This window comes from Streptomyces sp. NPDC001135, from assembly GCF_053598395.1.
This window is the reverse complement of the sequence record NZ_JBSFKD010000006.1, coordinates 224,256-245,526: the sequence shown is the minus strand read 5'-3', so window position 1 is coordinate 245,526 and position 21,271 is coordinate 224,256. Positions and strand designations below refer to the sequence as shown.

At 73.1% G+C, this 21,271-nt stretch carries 18 protein-coding genes; 7 read left to right on the top strand and 11 right to left on the bottom strand.

The window, feature by feature from the left end:
* Positions 1-118 precede the first annotated feature (118 nt).
* The 7 genes from ACWC94_RS11035 to ACWC94_RS11005 all read right to left on the bottom strand — a co-directional run bounded on the left by ACWC94_RS11035 (position 119) and on the right by ACWC94_RS11005 (position 11,049).
* A complete protein-coding gene (locus ACWC94_RS11035) occupies positions 119-1,540 on the bottom strand; it encodes an aKG-HExxH-type peptide beta-hydroxylase (RefSeq protein WP_450796249.1) in 1,422 nt (473 codons plus the stop codon).
* Positions 1,540-2,664: an FxsB family cyclophane-forming radical SAM/SPASM peptide maturase gene (locus ACWC94_RS11030; RefSeq protein ID WP_450796248.1), complete on the bottom strand. Its 1,125-nt coding sequence runs from the start codon at positions 2,662-2,664 to the stop codon at positions 1,540-1,542. The genes ACWC94_RS11035 and ACWC94_RS11030 overlap by 1 nt, the downstream gene beginning before the upstream one ends.
* A 222-nt stretch (positions 2,665-2,886) precedes the next feature.
* On the bottom strand, positions 2,887-3,069 hold the full coding sequence (fxsA, locus tag ACWC94_RS11025) for an FxSxx-COOH cyclophane-containing RiPP peptide (RefSeq protein WP_450796209.1): 183 nt from the start codon (positions 3,067-3,069) through the stop codon (positions 2,887-2,889).
* Positions 3,070-3,107: 38 nt separating this feature from the next.
* The gene (locus ACWC94_RS11020) at positions 3,108-6,440 is read right to left on the bottom strand and encodes an SAV_2336 N-terminal domain-related protein (protein WP_450796208.1); all 3,333 of its coding nucleotides are present in this window, start codon (positions 6,438-6,440) and stop codon (positions 3,108-3,110) included.
* A 184-nt stretch (positions 6,441-6,624) separates the two neighbouring features.
* Positions 6,625-7,641, bottom strand: coding sequence for an AAA family ATPase (locus ACWC94_RS11015; RefSeq protein WP_450796207.1), 1,017 nt, complete (start codon positions 7,639-7,641; stop codon positions 6,625-6,627).
* A 109-nt stretch (positions 7,642-7,750) separates the two neighbouring features.
* A complete protein-coding gene (locus tag ACWC94_RS11010) occupies positions 7,751-10,507 on the bottom strand; it encodes a VMAP-C domain-containing protein (protein WP_450796206.1) in 2,757 nt (918 codons plus the stop codon).
* Positions 10,504-11,049, bottom strand: coding sequence for a CU044_2847 family protein (locus ACWC94_RS11005; RefSeq protein ID WP_450796205.1), 546 nt, complete (start codon positions 11,047-11,049; stop codon positions 10,504-10,506). Before ACWC94_RS11005 ends, ACWC94_RS11010 begins: the two co-directional genes overlap by 4 nt.
* Positions 11,050-11,231: 182 nt before the next feature.
* Here ACWC94_RS11005 and ACWC94_RS11000 point away from each other — a divergent pair, with 182 nt between their 5' ends.
* From ACWC94_RS11000 to ACWC94_RS10990, 3 genes are all read left to right on the top strand, one after another.
* A complete protein-coding gene (locus ACWC94_RS11000) occupies positions 11,232-11,411 on the top strand; it encodes a DUF6104 family protein (RefSeq protein ID WP_003992906.1) in 180 nt (59 codons plus the stop codon).
* Positions 11,412-11,707: 296 nt separating this feature from the next.
* Positions 11,708-12,703 (top strand): DUF4097 family beta strand repeat-containing protein, encoded by a 996-nt coding sequence (locus tag ACWC94_RS10995; RefSeq protein WP_450796204.1) that lies wholly within the window; start codon positions 11,708-11,710, stop codon positions 12,701-12,703.
* A 1-nt stretch (position 12,704) separates the two neighbouring features.
* A complete protein-coding gene (locus ACWC94_RS10990; RefSeq protein WP_450796203.1) occupies positions 12,705-13,748 on the top strand; it encodes a PadR family transcriptional regulator in 1,044 nt (347 codons plus the stop codon).
* Between the two features lie 70 nt (positions 13,749-13,818).
* On the opposite strand, the gene ACWC94_RS10985 is transcribed toward ACWC94_RS10990, so the two are convergent.
* The gene (locus ACWC94_RS10985) at positions 13,819-14,784 is read right to left on the bottom strand and encodes a zinc-binding dehydrogenase (RefSeq protein ID WP_450796202.1); all 966 of its coding nucleotides are present in this window, start codon (positions 14,782-14,784) and stop codon (positions 13,819-13,821) included.
* Positions 14,785-14,993: 209 nt separating this feature from the next.
* Positions 14,994-16,217: an NAD(P)-dependent malic enzyme gene (locus ACWC94_RS10980; RefSeq protein ID WP_450796201.1), complete on the bottom strand. Its 1,224-nt coding sequence runs from the start codon at positions 16,215-16,217 to the stop codon at positions 14,994-14,996.
* A 557-nt stretch (positions 16,218-16,774) separates the two neighbouring features.
* On the opposite strand from ACWC94_RS10980, the gene ACWC94_RS10975 reads away from it, so the two are divergent.
* The 3 genes from ACWC94_RS10975 to ACWC94_RS10965 are packed head-to-tail and all read left to right on the top strand — an operon-like array spanning position 16,775 to position 19,529.
* Positions 16,775-17,725, top strand: coding sequence for an ABC transporter substrate-binding protein (locus ACWC94_RS10975; protein ID WP_450796200.1), 951 nt, complete (start codon positions 16,775-16,777; stop codon positions 17,723-17,725).
* A 47-nt stretch (positions 17,726-17,772) separates the two neighbouring features.
* Positions 17,773-18,726 carry an amino acid ABC transporter permease gene (locus tag ACWC94_RS10970; protein WP_450796199.1) on the top strand — a complete coding sequence of 318 codons (954 nt, stop codon included), beginning with the start codon at positions 17,773-17,775 and terminating at the stop codon, positions 18,724-18,726.
* A 50-nt stretch (positions 18,727-18,776) separates the two neighbouring features.
* Positions 18,777-19,529 (top strand): amino acid ABC transporter ATP-binding protein, encoded by a 753-nt coding sequence (locus ACWC94_RS10965; RefSeq protein ID WP_450796247.1) that lies wholly within the window; start codon positions 18,777-18,779, stop codon positions 19,527-19,529.
* A gap of 69 nt (positions 19,530-19,598) precedes the next feature.
* Here the strand turns inward: ACWC94_RS10965 and ACWC94_RS10960 are convergent, their stop codons facing one another.
* The gene (locus ACWC94_RS10960) at positions 19,599-19,847 is read right to left on the bottom strand and encodes a hypothetical protein (RefSeq protein ID WP_450796198.1); all 249 of its coding nucleotides are present in this window, start codon (positions 19,845-19,847) and stop codon (positions 19,599-19,601) included.
* Positions 19,848-20,254: 407 nt separating this feature from the next.
* On the opposite strand from ACWC94_RS10960, the gene ACWC94_RS10955 reads away from it, so the two are divergent.
* Positions 20,255-20,884: a CGNR zinc finger domain-containing protein gene (locus ACWC94_RS10955; RefSeq protein ID WP_450796197.1), complete on the top strand. Its 630-nt coding sequence runs from the start codon at positions 20,255-20,257 to the stop codon at positions 20,882-20,884.
* On the opposite strand, the gene sodX is transcribed toward ACWC94_RS10955, so the two are convergent.
* On the bottom strand, positions 20,788-21,222 hold the full coding sequence (gene sodX, locus ACWC94_RS10950; protein WP_450796246.1) for a nickel-type superoxide dismutase maturation protease: 435 nt from the start codon (positions 21,220-21,222) through the stop codon (positions 20,788-20,790). The genes ACWC94_RS10955 and sodX overlap by 97 nt on opposite strands.
* Positions 21,223-21,271 lie beyond the last annotated feature (49 nt).

The following is a 21,271-nucleotide window of genomic DNA, read 5'->3' as shown; positions in this document are numbered from 1 at the left end:
CCAGCACGTAGTCCTGAAATCGTAGAACCTCGGCGCGGCCCTGGGGAGTCCGGTGACTGCAGCGGGGCACGCCTCGGCCCGACGATCTTCCCGCAGCGGAGAGCGGGAAGTCGGCATTTCATCGATTCGTGAGCGGGGGTGCCGGAGGTTGACGCTGTGTCCACAGGGTGCGTACGGCCTTGATGTACGCCTGCGCGCGCGCCGTGTACCCCCGGGGTGCGGGACGCTCGGCGAGCCGTTCGTGGACGGCGACCATGCCGTCGACGAAGCGGCGGCCCACCGGTGTCAGGTCGGGCGAGCCGACGAGCGCGGGCAGGGCCGCGCCGACCTGGGCGTGGTAGCGGGCGTGTTCCGCCCACGCGGACTCCCGCCGGGCCGGGTCCGTCAGCGCCCGGCGCTGGAAGAAGTCCGCCAGCGCCAGATGGGAGTAGGCGCCCTGGAGCAGACCGTCGTACGGCCGCGGGTCGGGACGCCAAGGAGCGAAGTAGCGGGCCTCGGGGCCGGCCCGGTGCAGTTCCGTCATCTCGCTGAGCGCGGCGAGTTTGGTGTGCTGCAGTTCGTGCACGAGGGTGGCGGCGAAGGCCACCGGGGTCGCGGGCGCGCTGCTGAGGAGCGCGCCGAACGCCTCGCGCCGGGTCGCGCTGCAGCCGCCGCGGCCGTCGGAGCCGGGCGGCGGTTCCAGGGGGACCAGGCAGCGCAGCAGGGTGAGGGCCTCGGTGAGCCGCTGCTCGCCCCCGGTGCGCAGCACGGCGGCCGTGCCGGACCACGTCTGCAGCCATCGCTTGCGTTCGGCGTCGTCGGGGGTCGCGGGGCCGCTCAGCGCGTACTGGCCCGCCTCGCGGGGCGGGACGCGGTAGGGGTCGAGGTCGTCCAGGGGCAGGGGGCCGGTGCCGGGCACCAGGCCGGGCAGGGCGTACGCCGGTGTCCAGGCGGGGGTCGCGGACCAGGCGCCGGTGCCCTGCTCCAGGTGCACGGTGACGTGGGGCGCGCCGGGTTGGCGGAGGGTCAGCCGGCCGTCGGCGCAGCGGACCTCGACCCGTACGTCCGCCCGCTCGGCGGTGTGCAGGGCGCCGAGGGAGGGGAGGGTCAGGACGCCGTCGCGCGCGGTGAGGCAGGTGGTGAACGACAGGCCGGCGCGGGCCGCCGCGACCGCGGCGACCGCACTGAAGTGGGCCAGGTCGCGCAGGAGTTCGCCACGGCTGTCCGGTGTGAGCCGGCCGTCGCGGGGGCTCAGACCGGTCAGGCAGCGCGTTGCCCAGGGGCCCGTCAGCGGATGGGTGAGCCGCGCCCGGGCCGGGGAGTGCGCGCCGCCGCCGGTGGCCCGGTCAGCCGCCGTCAGCAGCGCCCAGTCCTCCCGCAGCCGGTCCTTGGCCGCGCCGGGGCAGACGGCGGGGCCGGCCGCCTCGGCGGCGTCGAGCACGGCGCGCAGCATGAGCAGGCGCCGGGTGTCCTGGTCGCGGACGAGGAGCGCGAGGGTGCCGGGACCGCCCTCGGTGCGGCCGAGTTCGTCAAGTGCCCGGTCCGGGACCGCCGGAAGTATCACGGGGTGCCCCCTTCGAGAGAGGCCGGGGCCGCGGGGCGGGTGCCCTGGGTGTCCCCGGCCAGCCGTCCGGCCACGTGCTGGATGAAGAGCTGCAGGTCCGCGCAGTACACGGACGGGTTGCCGAAGCCCTGTCCGGCCCGGTACCGGTGGGCGTAGTGTCCGCCCCCGCACACCGCGACCAGCGGGCAGGCCCGGCACCGGTCGGACAGGCCCGCCCGGCCGGCCTGCCGTGCCGTGACGCCGGGGTGGCGCAGGGCCTGGTCGAAGTCGTGCCGGAAGACGTCGAGACCGGTCTCGGCGGCACCCTCGTAGGCCGACTTCAGCGAGTCGACCTGCTCGATCGAGCCGTCCGTCTCGACCACGACGGCGTCGAAGGGCTGGAGCCCGAGCGACTCCGTGGCGGCCGGCAGTCCGAGCAGCAGCGCCAGGCACTCCTCGAAGAGCCGCACCCGCGTCTCCCGGTGCCCGGCCGCCCACCAGCGGTCGAAGACCCGGCACAGCCATGCGCCGTGGCGGGCGCCGCCCCAGTGCGGCGGCGGCGCCGACCAGTTGCCGTGCGGCAGCAGCAGGTCCAGCGCGGGCGGGCGGAGGGCGAGCAGGGACTCGTACAGGTCGACCGGGTCGGTCGTGGGGTCGACTACGGTGAGGAGGCCGGCGTACGCCGTGGGGAAGTGCTCGGCGACCAGGCGGGCTCCGCGTGCCGCGGCGGGCCAGGAGGGCCGTCCGGCGTGGTCGACGCGGCGGGCGTTGTGCGCGGCGGTGCCGCCGTCGAGGCTGATGCCGATGCGGATGCCGTGCCGGGCGAGGACGGCCGCCCGCTCGCGGGTCAGCAGGGTGGCGTTCGTCTGGACCGTGGCCTGGACGGTGCAGCCGGCGGGGACGCGGGCTCGGACGTCGTCGGTGAAGCGGGCGAGGGCGTCCGCGCCGGCCAGCAGGGGTTCCCCGCCGTGCAGGACGAGGGACAGGGTGGTCAGGGCGTGGGTGCGGGCGTGCCGGGCGATGCGGTCGGCGGTGCGCCGGAGGACCTCGGCGGGGGCGGCGGCCGGGCGGGTGCGCCAGGTGCGGTCGGGGCCCTCGTACAGGTAGCAGTAGCGGCAGGCGAGGTTGCAGCGGCCGTGCATCTTCACGATGAACTGCCGGAAGGGGCGGGGGAGCCGGTCTTGGGACGGCAGACAGGCGGCGGTGTCTTCGGACACTCCAGCACCCCCACGCCGTAGGCCCCGCCGGCTGCGATACGAGCGCGCCACGGCCCCTTCCGCCCGTATGGACGCGCATTCCCGGCCAGCGGCCGGGCGCAAACCCCGCCCGCGCGAAGTTGTCTGTATCTGCTCCTGGTTGACCGGTCAGAGGCAGTTGTTGAAGCCCCAGAGCATCTCGCTCGGGCGCTGTGCCCGCTCCCGCAGGCCCGCCAGCACCTCCTCGAGCACGGGATGCCGGACCGTGCGCAGCTCCTCCAGGTCCAGCGCCGGCAGATCCGGCAGTGGCCCGGCGTTCTCCGGTGCGGGTGCCCCGTCCCGTGCGCTCATCCGCGTTCCCCTCTCCCCTGTCTCCCCTGCCCGTGTGCTCATTCCAGCTCGGCCAGCCGGAGCGCCGTGTCCGCCGCCGTCGGGCCGCCCGTGCCGAGACTGCCGTCGGGCAGCCGCGTCCACTCGGCGCGTGCCGCCCGGTAGGCCTCGCGGGCCGCGCGGGGGCGGGCGGCCGCCTCGTAGGACATACCCCGCCAGTGGTGCGCTTGCGCACCCAGCTCCACCGCGTCCAGTCGCCCGCGCTCGGTTTCGGCCTCCTCCTCGGCCTCCCGCGCCGACTCGGCCGCCGACCGGAAGGCGTCCACCGCGTCGTCCAGGCGGGTGGGCCGGCCCAGGCTCCGGTGGGCCTCGTACTGCGCCTGCCCCAGCTGGAGCCGGCAGCGGGCGGCCAGCAGCGGATCGTCCGCGTCCGCCGCCGCCAGGCCGAAGAGGTGCTCGGCCTCCCGCAGGTCCACCCGGTCGCCGCGCAGCCGGTAGCGCAGGATCAGCGCCCGGCCCAGCATCAGCAGCCGGTACGCCGTGTGCGGGCTGCCCGTGGGCGTCTCCGTACGGCAGTCCCGCAGAACCCGGATCGCCTGGGACAGCGGCTCCCAGGCACGGGCCGGGCTCTCCGCCCCCGCCCGGCGCAGCAGCGCCTCGCCCCACTCGGCGAGGACGTCGGAGTAGCCCGTCGCGTCCCTCGGCATGTCCGCCGCCGCCAGCGCGAACGCACCGGCGGCGTCCCGCAGTTCACGCAGGTCGCCCGACTCGGTGTACCGGGCGACCCGGACCCGTCCGGCCCGCACGTGGAGCAGGGAGCGCAGGCTGCGCCGGGTGGTGCTCGCCAGCGCCTCGTCCAGGCGGTCCTGGGCCTCGGCCAGGTCCCCGCCCGCCCGCAGCAGGGCGTCGACGAGGTCGAGACGGATCCGGACGCTCTCCCACGCCCGGTCGGCGCCGCCGGGGGTCGCGTCCTGAGCCTCGGCCGCCAGCGCGTCGCGCAGGGACCGGGAGGCCTGCTCGGCGTAGCCGCGGGCCTGCTCCGGGTCCCTCGTGGCGTCCGCCAGGCGCAGCAGGAGCCTGCCGTGGGCGAGCGGCAGTTCGGGCGGGCGGTGCCGGCGGTCCGGCCAGATGTCGGCGAACGCCTCCAGCATGCCGACCGCGCCCTGCAGCAGTGCGCTGTCACCGCCGAGGCGCCACTGCGTCTCCAGCGCGCCCACCCGCTCCAGGGTCAGCCCCAGCGCCTCCTGCGGGTCCAGCCCGGGTGCGGCGCAGGCCACCGCGTACTCCCGGTCGGCGCGGCTGAGCAGGTCCAGGGCGCCGTGCTGGTCGCCGCGGCGCCTGCGGTCGGTGGCCGCCGCGCGCAGCACCCGGGCCAGCGCCGCCCTCTCCCGCAGCGCGTGCGGGTGCGCCACGGCCCGCTCGGCGGCGCTCTCCGCCTCCCGCAGCAGCTCGGCCCCGCCCTGTACCTCCCACAGCCGCAGTGTGGCGTAGGCGTACTCCGCCCACAGCCCGGGATCGGCCCCGGCCGGCCGTTCGTGCTCGGTGGCGCCGCGCAGCAGCTGTACGGCGTCGATCGCGTCCTGCACCATGCCCTCGGTGTCGAACCGCGCCAGCAGGTCGCGGGCCCGGACCACCGCCGGATGCGTGGGCCGCTCCCCGGGCGGGACGCCGTTGCCCCGGGTGCCGTAGAGACGGAACTGTTCCGGCAGCGGCATGAAGCGCTCCAGTACCCGGGCCGCGACCTCGGCGAAGGGCTGCGGGACCAGCGTGGCCTCGCCGTTGTCGCCGTTCTCTTCGGGGTAGCCGGGCGCGTAGGCACGCGCGCGGGCCGCGGCGGACTCCCGGTCGGCCGCGGCCGCTTCCCCGCCGCCGAGCTGGGCGAGGGCCAGGGCCGGGAAGTTGGCGCCGCCCTTGCCGAAGCGCTGCTCGATGTACTCGGAACAGTGTTTGAGGACCAGCACCGCCTCGTCCCGGCCGAGTGTCGACAGCAGCGCCTCGCGCACGTCCGGGTCCATCTCGTACCACTGGGCGTCACCCTGCCCGTAGTCCTCCCCGGCGCGCTGGACGAGGCCGCCGAGCAGCACCTCCGCGAGTTCGGAGGGGCCGGAGCCGGGCAGCATGGTGCGCTGCACCAGCTGCATCACGGGCAGGCACAGCGGGGCGGCGGCCAGATACACCGCGAGACGGCCGGCGGTCGGGGAGGCCGCGGCACGGAACCTGCTGACCCGCTCCACCGACGTCGGCCTGCGGGTGCGGCGCGGCTCCGGCGCGGGCGGCTGGTCCCCGCGCACCCAGCCCACCGCTCCCGGCACCGGTCCGGTACCGGCCCCGGACAGCAGCCGCGCCCACGCCCCGAGCGCCACCGGCTCCGGCGGCAGCACCGGTACGGGCAGCACACCCGGCGGCGCGGCCACCAGGGCACCGTCGGGGGTGCGCACCCGCAGTGCGGTGCCGCCCAGGGTGTCGCCACGGGTCAGTTCGCCGTACGTCACGGGCAGCCGGGTGCGGTTCCACAGGCGCTGCGGGAGCGGCTGGAGCACCGCGACGGGGGCGAGCCGGGCCAGGTGGTGCAGCAGCCGGTGCGCGTGGCCACTGCGCCACAGCGGGCCCGCGCAGTCGCTGACCAGCAGGGTGATCCGACGCCCCGTGGGGTCGCTCAGCCGGTCCAGGCTGTGCAGCGGGGCCGCCTGGGCGTCCGGGCTGCGGCTGACCGCCGGTTCGCCGTCCGGGCCGGCGTGCAGATGGCTGACCTGGACGTCGCCGAACGCGCCCAACTGGGCGAACACCTGGTGGAGTTCGGTGAACAGCCGGTCCCACACCCGCATCGAGGGGGCGGCGTCCAGCACCAGCTGGAGCCTGGCGTCCCCGCGGGTCACGGCGCGCCGGACGGGCAGGATCAGACCGCCCGCGCGGGCGCTCAGCTCGGCCGTGGCCGTCTCGTCCAGCACCGTGCGCAGGGCCGGTGCGGCGCTGCGGTAGGCCTGCAACGGCCGCAGGGCGCGCTGGAGTTCAAGGGGGGCGGGCAGCGCCGGGGCGGCGGGCACGCCGACCGGCAGCGCCGTGATCCGCCCGTTCCCGTGCGCGCTCGGGGCGCCGTCCCGGGGCAGCGGGTACAGCGTCACACGCCGGTCGGGCCCGGCGTCGATCGTCTGCGGCCCCTGCCACGGAGCGGGCCGCACGGCCGGCCCCCCGGGGTCGCTCCCGCCCTGCCCGTGCGCGCCCTCGCCCGCGCCCTCCTCCCCGGGAACCGGTCCCCCTCCCCCACCGGCCGTCGCCTCGTCCTCGCCCGCGTCGTCCGCCCCGGCCCGGCACGCCAGCCACAACGCGTCGCTCAGCCCCTCGGCATCGGGCTCCAGCCCGATCTCCCGCAGCCGGCGCACGAGTTCGGCCAAGGGGTCACCGCCGGCCGGATCGGCGCGACCGGGGCCGGGGGCGGTGGCGGGCGGGTCGGAAGGACCGGGGGCGGGTCCGGGGGCAGGCGGGTCGGAAGGGTCAGGAGGGCGGGGCGGGCCGGACCGGCCGGCCGGGTCCCGGGGGAGCGGGCCGTGTCGTGCCGCTGCGTCGGGCATCAACGCCTCACCTCGAACGGTCGAGTCGCTGGATGAGCAGGTCGGCGAGTCGTTCGCGGCTCGGCGGGGCGGCGGCGTCGGTGAGGTGGATCGCGTTCAACAGCTGGTCGGCGGCGAGGAGTTCGCTGCGGGAGCGCTCAAGGAAGCGGGCGATCAGGTCGTCGCCCGCCCGCGCGGCCTCGTCCCCGAGGTGGGCGCGGACGAAGGTGGCGAGCCGGTTGTGGTCCGGCCGGCCCAGCTCCAGGTGAATGCACCGGCGCATCAGCGGCGCCGGGAAGTCCCGCTCCCCGTTGCTGGTGAGGACCACGAACGGGAAGGCGTGGCAGCGCACCCGGCCGTCGCGCACCCGCACCTTGGTGCCGTCGGCGGTGAGCACCTCGGCCTCACCGTCGGGCAGCCGGTCGGCGATGCGCTGCAGCTCCGGTATCTCGAACTCGCCCTCCTCCAGCACGTTCAGCAGGTCGTTGGGCAGGTCGATGTCACTCTTGTCGAGTTCGTCGATGAGCAGCACCCGCGGGGTGTCCGAGGGCAACAGGGCCGTACCGAGCGGCCCGAGCCGGATGTAACTGCCGATGGCCTCCACGGCTCCGGGACTGCCCGCCGCCGTGCCGTAACCCCCCTGCGCGGCGATCTGGACGTCCTGCAGCCGGGCGATGGCGTCGTAGTGGTACAGCCCGTCCTGGAGCGTGGTCCGGCTGACGATGGACCAGCGCAGTACCTCGCCGAGCCCCAGCTCGTACGCCACCGAGTGGGCCAGCGTGCTCTTGCCCGCGCCGGGGCTGCCGGTCACGAGGAGCGGGCGGCGCAGGTAGAGCGCCGCGTTGATCATCTCCAGCTCTTCCGCGCCGGGCCGGTGCAGTTCGGCCATATGCCGGTGCGCGCCGAGCCTGCGGTCCTGCGAGCCGTCGCCGCCCGCGTCCCGGCCGGCGAAGTCCCGCCAGGGCGGCGGCGGAGGGAGTCGGCTCATCCCGTCGTGCGGTTCCCCGGCGCCCCGGTAGATGAGCCACTCACTGGATTCGGTCATGTCCGGTCCTCGTCGTCACTCGTCCGCCACGGCAGCCGTCGCACGTGCATCACGGTATCGACCCTCAGGACGCCTGGTAAGAGGATCCGGAGGGAACGCGCACCCCGCGTCACGGCGCCTCCAGCAGATCTCCGGTGCCGGGCAGGGGCCTGTGCGGATCGTCGTACAACAGCGCTATTCCGTGCGCCCAGTAGGCCTCGGTGAGCCCCGCGTGCACCTGCCTGCGCAGCCCGTGCACCACCTCGGGCAGGAGGGCCACGCCGTGGCCGTCGTCGACGACCGTCTTGGCGCCCCGGTGGAACTCTCCGCACACGGACTCGGGTTCCCGCCGCCAGCGGCGCCACACCGCCACCCCGAAGCCGGCGCGCAGGATCCGGCCGAGCGAGGCGGGGTCGCTCTCGTAGCGCAGGTCGCCCAGGCGGCACAGCACGGGGACGTCATGCGGTGCGAGGCCGCGCAGCGCCGCCGTGTCCGGTACGGGCCTGCGGACGCCGTCGTCGCAGTCCAGCACCTCGGCCCGCGCCTGACGGACGTGGAGCCGGCGCCAGCGGTCCCGCCGTTCGTCGTCCTCGTCGTCGTACGACTCCCAGCCCGCCGCCGGCCAGGCGCCGGGGCCCTGTGCCGTCTCGTCGGGCAGCTGGTCACGGTCCGAGCAGCGCACGAGCACCGGCCGTTCCACGCCCAGCGGGACCCCGTCGGGCCGCAGCCGCCAGTCGTCCACCGCCGTGCCCAGGAGCAGATGGGGCAGGGCCACGTGCAGGGGGGCGGGCCGCCCGGGCTCGTCGCACTGCCGGAAGGCCTCGGTGAGCGGGGCGGCCACCTGGGAGTCGAGGCCGGCCAGCGGGGTGCGCTGGGTCTCGTGCAGCAGTCGCGTGCCGCCGTCCGCGTCCGCCACGGAGACCGACCAGTCGCAGTGGTCGGGCTCCCAGCCCCGGCGCAGCACCACCAGGAGCACGGACGGGCCGGGCGGCGCGAGGGACGGGTGCGGGGCGGGGGACGGATGCGGGGCGGGGCGCTCCGCCGGCACCTGACCGGTGTCGTCGGCCCGCTCGTGACCGGGACGCACCGGACGCACCGGAGACACCCGGCCCAGCAACTCGGTGCGGCGGCGGGCGAGTTCGGTGCGGTAGCCGCTGTCGAGTCCCGTCGACGCGTGCCGCACCCAGTCCCACAGGGCGCGTTCGGCTGCGCGCACGCTGGGCGTCAGGTCGCGGTCGGCGGCCAGGACGCCCATCGCGTAGTCGATGACGAGTCTGCGTGCCCCGTCCTGCCGCGCGTGCTCATAGAGCACGCCCAGGCCGTCCCGCCAGCCACGCGGGGCGGGCACCAGGGACGGGAGCCGGAAGCCCGGCAGGGAGCCGAGGATGTCGAGCAGGCCGCGGGTACTGGCCGGGGGCGGCAGATCGGCCAGCCGGCCGAGCAGTTCACCGCGCTCGTGCGGGCTGAGCGCACGACCGGGGCGTGCGCCGAGTTCACCCTGGATGTCGGCCCAGGTGGGGGCCGGCGAGTCGGAGGGCTGCTGGCGGTCGCGGTGATAGCGGTCGTGGGCGTGGAAGACGGCTTGGTAGAGGTCGCCCCGGTGGACGCCGCCCGCGGGGAACCCCTCCGGGTTGAGACCGGCGGGGGTGAGGCGGCCGGGCGGGAAGTCGTCGGGATGGAGGCCGTCGGCGTCGGCGTGGGCGTCGGTACGGGGGGAGCCACTGGGGTGGGGACCGCCCGCGTGCTCGGCGCTCCGGAGGGAACCGACCGTGTGCGGACCGCCCGCGCGCTCGGCATCCGGGAGGGGGCCGCCCGGATGCGGACCACTCGTCCGGTCGGCGCTCGGGAGGGAGCCGCTCGGAGAGGCACCGCCCGCGTGGGCGGCGCTCGGGAGGGGGCCGACCGGATGCGGACCACTCGTGCCGTCGGCACTCGGGAGGGAGCCGCTCGGAGACGCACCCCTCGCGTGGGCGGCGCTCGGGAGGGGGCCGACCGGATGCGGACCACTCGTGCCGTCGGCACTCGGGAGGGAGCCGCTCGGAGACGCACCCCTCGCGTGGGCGGCGCTCGGGAGAGGGCCGACCGGAGAGGGACCGCCCGCACGCTCGGCGTTCGGGAGGGAGGCGGTCGGCGGACCGCTCAGCCGGTCGGCGTTCGGACTGCTCGCGTGGTCGGTGTCGCGCCCGGTCCCGGCCGCTCCCGTCGGTGCCCGGAGGGTGCGTAACTGCTCGACCCCGATGGACGTGCCCCCCGCCCCCTGGTCCGCGCGTGACTTCAGGACACCGACGACCTCACCGCGCACGGGGTCGATCACCGGACCGCCCGAGACACCGGGCGGCAGGTCGTTCTGCCCGAGCCGCACCTGCTCCTCCGGCGACCACGCACTGATCGTGCCCTGGACGGAGAGGTACCCGTCCAGGATCTCCAGCCGGCCCCGGGCGCCCGTCCACCCCGCGTAGTACACCCGGTTCCCGCCGAAGTGCGGGTTGGGACGCTCGGAGACGTACACGCACGTGTGGCCGGCGGGCACGCGGAGCCGGACCAGCGCGAGATCCGGGGCGGGCCAGCTCCCCGGGACGAGTCGGCCGATCTGCTCCGGCAGGGTCGCCGCCACCTCCCCCGGCACGGCGCACGGGTCGTCGTAAGGGCTGGTCCGGTACACCACGGTGACCTCGCCCCCCTCTTCCGCGTGAACCACGTGCGCGCAGGTCAGAACCCAGTTCGGCGCCACGAAGAAGCCGCTGCCGAGGAAGCCGCCGGGCTCGTCGGGGGCATACCCTGCGCCCGGGCGATGAATGCGCACCGTCGCCGCGAGAACGAGTTCACGCAGGGCAAGCCGGGCAGCATCGGAGCCGTCCGGTGCGCCCCCGTCGTACCGCTCCGTCATTCCGTGCCCCCGACGCCGCCGCCCCCGACACCCCTGTGCCCCCGGACGCCGGCCGACGCGCCGGTGTGGGGATCCTGGGCGGCGGGCGGGGACGCGCCGCCGGGGGTGGGGGCGCGCCGGGACGGGGTCGGCGGTGTGGCCGTGTCCGCGTCCGTGTCCGGCGGGCCGTCCCCGTTCCAGGTCAGGGTGACCGTGAGGGCGGCCTTGGCCTCGCCGTCCGCGAGCAGGCCCACCACCTTTCCGGCCTTGGCGGTCAGCTCGATGCCGAACTCGACGCTCACCTCGTCCGGCCGCACCGCCCGCAGCGGACCGGACAGCGACCGCGCGACACCGGTGATCAGCGACTGGAGGCTCTCGACACTCGCCTCGACCCGCTCGGCGAACCCGGTGTCCGTGTACGACAGTCCCCCCGACGACCCTCCCCCCGACGGCGCGGACAGTTCCTCGGCCCCCGATATCCGGGCCCACACCGGCGTCCCGTCCGGCAGCTGGATCCGCGCTACCCGCGTCGACCCCGCATCCCTCGACTCCGCGTCCATCATGCTCCCCCGTCCCCTCGCCCCGTCGGGACCGCCCGCCCGCCGGGCCGGACGGCTGCCTATTATTTTCCTGTTCTCGCCAGGCTCCTCAGGCGGAAATGCGGCATCTTCCACCTCTCACAGGTTGAGGGTTCTTCCCGCCCGGGAGCGGCCCTACCCCTGCACTGAACGACGGAGCGGCATCCATGTACTTCACCGACCGAGGCATCGAAGAACTGGAGAAGCGGCGCGGCGAGGAAGAGGTCACCTTCGAGTGGCTCGCCGAGCAGCTGCGGACGTTCGTCGACCTGAACCCCGACTTCGAGGTACCGGTGGAACGCCTCGCCACCTGGCTGGCGCGCCTGGACGACGAGGACGACGAGTAGGCACGGCAGCACGCCCCGCCGCCCCCCTCGCCCCGCCTACGCCTACGCCCCGCCTTACACACCCCTACGCCTACGCCTGCACAGCCAGGCACCACGCGTACGCCTACGTCCACGCCCGCACAGCGCCGGGTGCGCCACGACCGGCGCCCCGGCGCCTGTCGCGTTGCGCGTCGGGCGATCCACGAACGGGTGTCTTGACTTTCCATGACCACGATATATCGTGAATCGAGGAAGACGCGATATGGCGTGTCATGTCGGCGTTGGGCCCTGGCCGCGCCACGCCCGAGGAGGTCCTCATGCCCGAGTGGTCCGTCACCGAGCCGCAGAAGCTGACCTTTGAGGGCCGCGTGAGCGACCTCCAGGTCCGCGTCGTCAACGGAACGGTGAACGTGGTGGGCACGGACGAGAGTTCCGCCCGCCTCGAAATCTCGGAGATCGAGGGCCCACCCCTCGTGGTCACCCAGCAAGGCGACACCCTCACGGTGGCCTATGAGGACCTGCCCTGGAAGGGCTTCCTCAAGTGGCTCGACCGCAAGGGCTGGCGGCGCAGCGCCGTGGTCTCCCTGGCGGTCCCCGCCGACACGCGCGTGGAGGTGGGTGTGGTCGGCGCCGGCGCGGTCGTCTCGGGCATCCGCGGCCCCGCCGTGGTGAAGGGCGTGACCGGCGACACCACCCTGGTCGGCGTCTCCGGCCCGGTCCGCGCGGACACCGTGTCGGGGAACCTCGAAGCCCAGGCGGTCACCGGCGAGCTCCGGTTCCACTCGGTCTCGGGAGACCTGACGGTGGTCGAGGGCTCCGGCCGATCCGTCCGCGCGGACTCCGTCAGCGGCTCCATGATCGTCGACCTGGACCCGGACGGCCCCACGGAGGTCAGCCTCACCAGCGTCTCCGGCGAGATCGCCATCCGCCTGCCGCATCCGGCGGACGCCGAGGTGGAGGCGAACACCGCGAGCGGCACCATCTCCAACGCCTTCGACGGACTGCGGGTGCACGGCCAGTGGGGTGCCCACAAGATCACGGGGCGCCTGGGCGCGGGCACCGGCAGACTCCGGGCCACCACGGTCTCCGGCTCGATAGCCCTGCTGCGCCGCCCGCCGCGCGAGGACGAAGCGGGCATCCCGGAGGACGCCGCGCCCACCGAGCCGCCACGGACCCCCGGCACCGCACCCACCGCACCAGCCGCACCCGCAGCCGGCAAGCCGGCCGCTCCGGGGGACAATGCCGACTTTGGCCAGGACACCGGCAGAACCGCCGCCCCGGCCGACGGCACGACCGAAAAGAAGGTGCTCTGACATGCCCCCCGTCTTCGCCCACGGGCGCCTGCGCCTGTACCTGCTCAAGCTGCTCGACGAGGCCCCCCGCCACGGCTACGAAGTGATCAGGCTCCTCGAGGAACGCTTCCAGGGGCTGTACGCCCCCTCGGCGGGCACGGTCTACCCCCGGCTGGCCAAGCTGGAGGCGGAGGGCCTGGTCAGGCACACCACGGAGGGCGGCCGCAAGGTGTACGCCATCACGGACGCCGGCCGTGCCGAACTGGCGGACCGCAGCGGCGAGTTGGCCGATCTGGAGCTGGAGATCCGCGAGTCGGTCGCGGAACTGGCCGCCGAGATAAGGGCCGACGTGCGCGGCGCGGCCGGGGACCTGCGCCGCGAGATGCGCGCGGCCGCGTCCGAGGCCCACCGGAGCGCGAAGACGGGCGCGGGCGCGGCGGGCCCCTTCGGGGAGTACGGCGACCTCACCGACAAGGAGGCCTGGCGGGCCGCCAAGGAGGAGATGCGCCGCGTCAAGCAGGAGTGGAAGGAGCAGGCCCGCCGCGCCAAGGACGAGAGCCGCCGGGCCCGCGAGGAGGCCCAGCGGGCCCGCCGCCAGGCCCAGGAGGCGCAGGCGCGGGCGCGAGCCCAGGCGCAGCAGGAGATGCAGCGCATCGCGCGCCAGGTCCAGGACCGCGTCCAGGACCACTTCACGCAGGGCGACTGGCCGACGGGCGTCCGCGAGGGCCTGTCCGAACTGGCCCGGGAGCTCGGGGACTTCGGCAAGGACTGGGGCCACTCCCGCACCCCCGAGGAGCCGGCGCCCACGTCCGCCGCCACCGGGGACCTGCACTACGTCCCGCCCGCCGAGGACTTCCCGGCCGAGTACGAACCCACCTGGGCGCAGGAGGACCTCACCGGCGACCCGGTCCGCGACCTGGACCGCCTCCTCGACCGCTTCCGCGACGACATCCGCGACGCGGCCCGCGACCACGGCGTCACCCCTGCCCAGCTCCGCGACGCCCGCCGCCACCTGTCGACGGCGGCGGCCCACATCGGCGCACTCCTGCGGTCACCGAAACCCTGACGGAAGGCACGGAGGGCGGGCCCGGGCACCCGGACCCGCCCGACGACCGCTCTCCCCGAAGCGGGAGACCTCAGGAATGGGTGAGCACGATCTTCCCGAACTGCCCGCCGGAAGCGAGCCGTTCGAAGCCCTCACGGGCCCGGTCCAGCGGCAGCTCCTCGTCGATGACGGGCCGTACGCCGGTCGCGGCGCAGAAGGAGAGCAGGTCCTCCAGCTCCTCCTTGGTGCCCATGGTGGAGCCGACGACCTTCAGCTCCAGGAAGAAGATCCGGGTCAGCTCGGCGTGCGAGGGCCGGTCCCCGCTGGTGGCACCGGAGATGACGATCGTGCCGCCGGGCCGCAGGGACTTCACCGAGTGGGACCAGGTGGCGGCGCCGACGGTCTCGATGACGGCGTCCACCCGTTGCGGCAGCCGCGCCCCGGGTTCCACGGCCTCCACGGCGCCCAGTTCCAGGGCCCGCTTCCGCTTGGCCTCGTCCCGGCTGGTGGCGAAGACACGCAGCCCGGCCGCCTTGCCGAGCACGATCGCGGCCGTGGCGACACCGCCGCCCGCGCCCTGCACGAGAACCGAGTCGCCGGGCCGTACCCCGGCGTTGGTGAACAGCATCCGGTACGCCGTCAGCCAGGCCGTCGGCAGACACGCGGCCTCGGCGAAGGACAGCTCCTTGGGCTTGGGCAGGACGTTCCAGGTCGGCACGGCGACCTGTTCGGCGAAGGTGCCCTGGTAGCGCTCGGTGAGGATCGAGCGCGGCTCGTTCGGGCCGACGCCGTGGCCGGTCTGGCCGATGACGGAGTGCAGGACGACCTCGTTGCCGTCCTCGTCGATGCCGGCGGCGTCGCAGCCGAGGATCATCGGCAGCCGTTCCTCCGGGAGGCCGACGCCCCGCAGGGACCAGAGGTCGTGGTGGTTGAGGGAGGCGGCCCGCACAGTGATGGTGCTCCAGCCGGGCCGGGCCTCGGGGGCGGGACGCTCCCCCGACTCCAGGCCGTTGAGCGGCTGGTCGCGGTCGATTCGGGCGGCGTAGACAGCGAACATGCTGCCGACGATAGGGGCGATGATCAGCCGACGGAACCAGGCAGCCCTGTGACACATGCCCTCTTGCGCAGGGGCATCCATCCAGAGCAGCCCGGCACCGGCGCCGTCGACGGCGCCGATGGCGACGGCCGCGACAGGCGGTCGGGCGGATGGGCGGGCGGGAAGGGAAACGGCCCCGCCCGGACGGGCGGGGCCGTTCCGACACCACGTCAGCGGCGAGCGACGCCCTCGGCGCGAGCGGCGGCCGCGACCGCCGCCGTGACCGCCGGAGCGACCCGCTCGTCGAACGGAGACGGAATCACATAGTCGGCGGCAAGGTCGTCCCCCACCACCGCGGCCAGAGCCTCAGCGGCAGCGATCTTCATGCCCTCGGTGATCCGAGTGGCCCGCACCTGCAGCGCGCCCGCGAAGATGCCCGGGAACGCCAGCACGTTGTTGATCTGGTTCGGGAAGTCCGACCGCCCGGTCGCGACGACCGCCGCGTACTTGTGCGCGACGTCGGGGTGCACCTCGGGGTTCGGGTTGGCCATCGCGAACACGAAGGCGCCCTGAGCCATGGAGGCCACGGCCTTCTCCGGAACCGTACCGCCGGAGACGCCGATGAACACGTCGGCGCCCGCGAGGGCGTCCTCCAGCGAGCCCGTGATGCCCGCCTTGTTGGTGAAACCGGCCAGCTCGCGCTTGACCGGGGTCAGGTCCTCCCGGTCGGCCGACACGACGCCCTTGCGGTCCGCCACCGCCACGTCCCCGATGCCGGCCTCGACCAGCATCTTGGCGATGGCGACACCGGCCGCGCCGGCGCCCGAGATGACGGCCCGCAGCTGCCCGATCTCACGGCCGCTCAGCCGCGCCGCGTTCCGCAGCGCCGCGAGCGTCACGACGGCCGTACCGTGCTGGTCGTCGTGGAAGACCGGGATGTCGAGGCGCTCCTGCAACCGGCGCTCGATCTCGAAGCACCGCGGCGCCGAGATGTCCTCGAGGTTCACTCCGCCGAAGGAGGGAGCGAGCCGGACGACGGTCTCGACGATGTCGTCCACGTCGGTGCAGTCGAGCGCGATCGGCACCGCGTCGACGCCGCCGAACTGCTTGAACAGGATCGCCTTGCCCTCCATCACCGGGAGGGAGGCCTGGGGACCGATGTCCCCGAGTCCGAGCACGGCCGTACCGTCGGTCACGACGGCGACCACCGAGGACTTCCACGTGTAGTCGTTGACGAGCTCCGGCTGTTCCGCGATCGCGGTGCACACGCGCGCGACACCGGGCGTGTACGCGAGGGAAAGGTCGTCCTTGTCGCGGACCGGCACGGTGGCCTGCACGGCCATCTTGCCGCCGCGGTGCAGCGCGAACGCCGGATCGAAGGAATCGAGGGGCTCGGCCCCGCCGTCCTGATCCGTTTTGCTGTCGCTGCGAGGATTGACGATCTCCGCTGCCACTTTGTTTTACCCCTTAGGTATGCATGGTTTGAGGGTCGACCACTCCTGGTGAGGGGTGGGCGGGCACCGCGTACGGCCCGATTGCTGATACGTACGAGCACATACGCGACGGGCGCGCCGCACACGCGCCCTGAGCCCCGGATGAGGGGTGTAAAGAACCTTCTTACCGGACGGACGGCGCCCACGACGAGTCCAATAGGCGCAAGGTCACATCTCGGAACCGGAAAGCCGCCATGGGGTGACGCGCGGCTGACAACCACGCCAAGCGCGCGAAGACGTCGTACGCGGGCCGCACACGCTGACCACATGGTGAGACGGGCCGACGTTTTTCCGGTCAGATGGCTGGATTACCGCAGATGGTTCGGTGCCGTTGCAGCAGGGATGTACCGACCTGAGGCGGTTCGGGGGGTCACCCGTTATCCGATTTTGACATAGCGAGTCCCCTGAACGGCGTAGTCCAAATGGCAAGATGCGGTAAACCCACGAGGTCGCGACACCCGAAGGTGTGTGTTCTCGTCGACCCATCGGCACCTCTTTCAACCGCCGGAGGAACCACGATGACCGCAAGCTCCACCCGTCGTACGACCGCCGCACGCTCCCGTCTGGCAGCGGTCGGTGCGATCGCGGTCGCGGGCGCCCTGCTGCTCACCGGCTGTGGTGACCAGACCAAGGACAAGAGCAAGGACTCCGGCTCCACCAGCGCTCCGCTGGCCGGCAAGCTCCCCAAGGACATCAGGGACAAGGGGAAGATCGAGGTCGGTTCGGACATCAAGTACGCCCCGATGGAGTTCAAGGACTCCTCCGGCAAGGCCGTCGGTGTGGACCCGGACCTCGCGGCGGCCCTGGGCAAGCAGCTCGGTGTCACGCTGGAGTTCCAGGACGGCACCTTCGACGGTCTGCTCACCGGTCTGCGCTCCGGCCGCTACAACATAGCGATGTCGGCGATGACGGACAGCAAGAACCGCCAGCAGGGCATCGACCCGGACACGGGCAAGAAGGTCGGCGAGGGCGTCGACTTCGTCGACTACCTCACCGCCGGTGTCTCGATCTACACCCGCAAGGGCGACACCCAGGGCATCAACGGCTGGTCGGACCTGTGCGGCAAGAAGATCGCCGTCGAGCGCGCCACCGTCTCGCAGGACTTGGCCAAGCAGGAGGCCAAGAAGTGTCCGAGCGGCAAGAAGCTCACCATCGAGCCGTTCGACGACGACCAGCAGTCCCAGACCCGGCTGCGCTCCGGCGGTGTGGACGCGGCCTCCTCCGACTTCCCGGTCGCCGCGTACGCGGTGAAGACCTCCGGCGGCGGCAAGAACTTCCAGATCGTCGGCCAGCAGGTCGAGGCGGCCCCGTACGGCATCGCCGTGGCCAAGAAGGACACGCAGCTGCGCGACGCGCTGCAGGCCGCGATGAACGCGATCATCAAGAACGGCGAGTACGCGAAGATCCTCCAGAAGTGGGGCGCCCAGGACGGCGCCGTCAAGGAGTCCGTGATCAACGGCGGCAAGTGACCCGCGGAAGCAGACGAAGCAGAAGCGGCCACTGAGAGGCAACATCCGTGACTGACATCGAGAAGACGGCCGGAGGGGGCCGCGGGGAGGGCACCACTCCCCCGGCCGGCCCGGAGGCCATCAAGGCCATCCCGGTCCGGCACTACGGACGATACGTTTCCGCCGTCGTCGCCATCGCGATCCTCGTCGCGATCGTCTACGCCTTCAGCCAGGGCGCCATCAGCTGGCAGGCGGTGCCGGACTACTTCTTCGACCACCGCATCATGACCGGTGTCTACAAGACCCTCATGCTGACGGTCCTGTCGATGCTGATCGGCATCGCCGGCGGCGTCGTCCTCGCGATCATGCGACTGTCGAAGAACCCGGTGACCTCGTCGATCGCCTGGTTCTACATCTGGTTCTTCCGCGGCACCCCGGTCCTGGTCCAGCTGTTCCTGTGGTTCAACCTGGGCCTGGTCTTCCACTACATCAACCTGATGCCGTTCTACAAGGACTACTGGTCGAACTTCATGACGCCGCTGCTGACGGCGCTGCTCGGCCTGGGTCTGAACGAGGCGGCGTACATGGCCGAGATCTGCCGCGCGGGCCTGCTCGCGGTGGACGAGGGCCAGACCGAGGCGGCCCACGCGCTCGGCATGAGCCACGGCAAGACGCTGCGCCGGGTGATCATCCCGCAGGCGATGCGGGTGATCGTGCCGCCGACGGGCAACGAAGTGATCAACATGCTGAAGACGACCTCGCTCGTCGCGGCCGTCCAGTACCCCGAGCTGTTCCGCTACGCCCAGGACATCGGCCAGAACTCCGGCGCCCCGGTGGAGATGTACTTCCTCGCCGCGGCCTGGTACCTGATCATGACCTCGGTGCTGAGCGTCGGCCAGTACTACATCGAGCGCTACTACGCCCGCGGTTCCAGCCGCCAGCTGCCGCCGACGCCGTGGCAGAGGGTGAAGGCGAACATGTTCTCGCTGGGCCGTCCGAGGGGAGCGGTGGGCGCGGCATGAGCGACAAGCTGAGCAAGACGCAGGACACCCCGCCCACGGACGCGGTCCCGATGGTCAGGGCGCAGGGCGTCCACAAGTCCTTCGGCCACGTCGAGGTGCTCAAGGGCATCGACCTGGAGGTCGAGCCGGGCGAGGTGTTCTGCCTGATCGGCCCGTCCGGCTCCGGCAAGTCGACCTTCCTGCGGTGCATCAACCACCTGGAGAAGATCAACGCCGGCCGGCTGTACGTCGACGGCGAGCTGGTCGGCTACCAGCAGAAGGGCGACAAGCTGTACGAACTGAAGGACAGCGAGGTCGCGCGCAAGCGCAGGGACATCGGCATGGTCTTCCAGCGCTTCAACCTGTTCCCGCACATGACGGCGCTGGACAACGTCATGGAGGCCCCGGTGCAGGTCAAGGGCGTGAGCAAGACGCAGGCCCGGGAGCAGGCCATGCAGCTGCTGCAGCGCGTGGGCCTCGCCGACCGGGCCGGGCACTACCCCTCCCAGCTGTCCGGCGGCCAGCAGCAGCGGGTGGCCATCGCCCGGGCCCTGGCGATGGAGCCGAAGCTGATGCTGTTCGACGAGCCGACCTCGGCCCTGGACCCGGAGCTGGTCGGTGACGTCCTCGACGTCATGCGGGATCTCGCCGAGTCCGGCATGACGATGGTCGTCGTCACCCATGAGATGGGCTTCGCCCGCGAGGTGGGCGACAGCCTGGTGTTCATGGACGAGGGCGTGGTGGTCGAGTCGGGCCATCCGCGCGAGGTCCTGACCAACCCGCAGCACGAACGGACCCAGTCGTTCCTGTCGAAGGTCCTCTGAGCGCACAGCGGTGAGGGGCGGTACGGATATTCCGTACCGCCCCTTCCCACGCATTCCCGCGGGACAGCTTCACATACGACCCGCGAGTTCACGTGTGAGGGTGCCGAGGATGCCGCCCTCTTCCTCGTCCTCTTCGGCATTTCTTCGAGCGGCCTCGTCGTGCTTGTGGCCATGGGCGGGCTCGGGCCGGTCGGCCGTTTGCGCAAAGGCGGGCGCTTCCGGAGGGGTCGGAGTGGACGCGGCCGCACCCGTCATTCCGATCGTGGCGAGCAGGACAGGGGTAGCGATCGTGATGGCCAGGGCCCTACGTGCAAACACGAATTTCCTCCACATTGGGGACAATATGTCGCCGCCTAGCTACCCGTGCATCCATTCTCAAAAACCGCTCATCGACCTAACCACTCGCACGGCCGAGCACGTCGGAACAGCGGAGTCCGACATCTCGCGTATATAAGGAGCGGAAAGGCCGCGGCCCCATTGCGGCGGATTCCGACCCACGACAAACCTCTCACGCTTTCCGGAACTCCACTCCACCGCGCCGCACCACTGCCGCTCCAAGGGAAAGCGGCGCCCTCACCGCTGCAGGCGAGCCCCGAAGGCACCCCCGACGGCCGACCACCCCCTCGGCCATGCCGGACTCCTCGGTTCGCGTAATACCCTGGACACACGACCGGCTGTTACCCGACCGCAGACACGACCGTGAAGCGCCCTCGTAAGGACTACAAGTGGAACTGGCCTATTACTCGGATTACGCCGTCCGCCTCGTCAACACCGAGGAACCGGCCCGGGGCAAGGACGCGCTGACCTCGGTCGAGGCCGTCCGCGACCTCTTCGGTGACAACTCGTCGGCGGCCCGCCGCGCCACCGACGCCGACGTCACCCGCTTCCGCTCGGTACGGGCCCGGCTGCGCGCGGTCTTCGAGGCGGCCGACAAGGGCGACGAGACCCTGGCCGTGGACCTGCTGAACTCACTGCTGCTGGAGTTCCCGGTGTCGCCACAGATCTCCGGCCACGACCACCGTGACGAGGACGGCCGCCCGCTGTGGCACATGCACCTGGCCGACCACCCCTCCAACGCCACCGCCGGCTACGCGGCCATCGCGGCGATGGGCCTCGCCTTCCACCTGACGGAGTACGGCGTCGACCGCCTCGGCCTGTGCGAAGCCGCCCCGTGCCGCAACGCCTACCTCGACACCTCCACCAACCGCTCCCGGCGCTACTGCTCCGACCGCTGCGCGACCCGTGCCAACGTTGCCGCCTACCGGGCCCGCAAGCGCCTGGAGGCCGACCGGTCGGCCAGCAGTGGCCTGGCTGCCGAGAGCGCCCAGCGCACCAGCGTCAGCGGCGAACGCTGACCGGCCGGCAGCGGCCGGTACCTGAAACGCGCCGTACCCAGCACCAGGTCGTCGGGTACGACCCCGTAGTCGGTGCTGTCCCCGCCCGCGTAGGGGTTGTCCCCGAGCACCCACCAGCCGCCCTCGCGCCGCTCCACGGCACGCTTGACGACGAGCAGGTCCTGCTGGAACGGATGACGCAGGACGACGACGTCCCCCGGCCTGACCGAGGCCCCGTACTGCACCAGCAGCCGGTCCCCGTGATGGAGCGTGGGCACCATGGACGGGCCGGTCACCTCGGCCAGCCCGAACGGCGCCACCGCCCGCCCCCGATCCGTCTCCTGCGACAGCTCCGGCATCCCCGGCACCTCCCCGGTCCGTTCCTCCACCAGTCTCAGTCTGACCCTG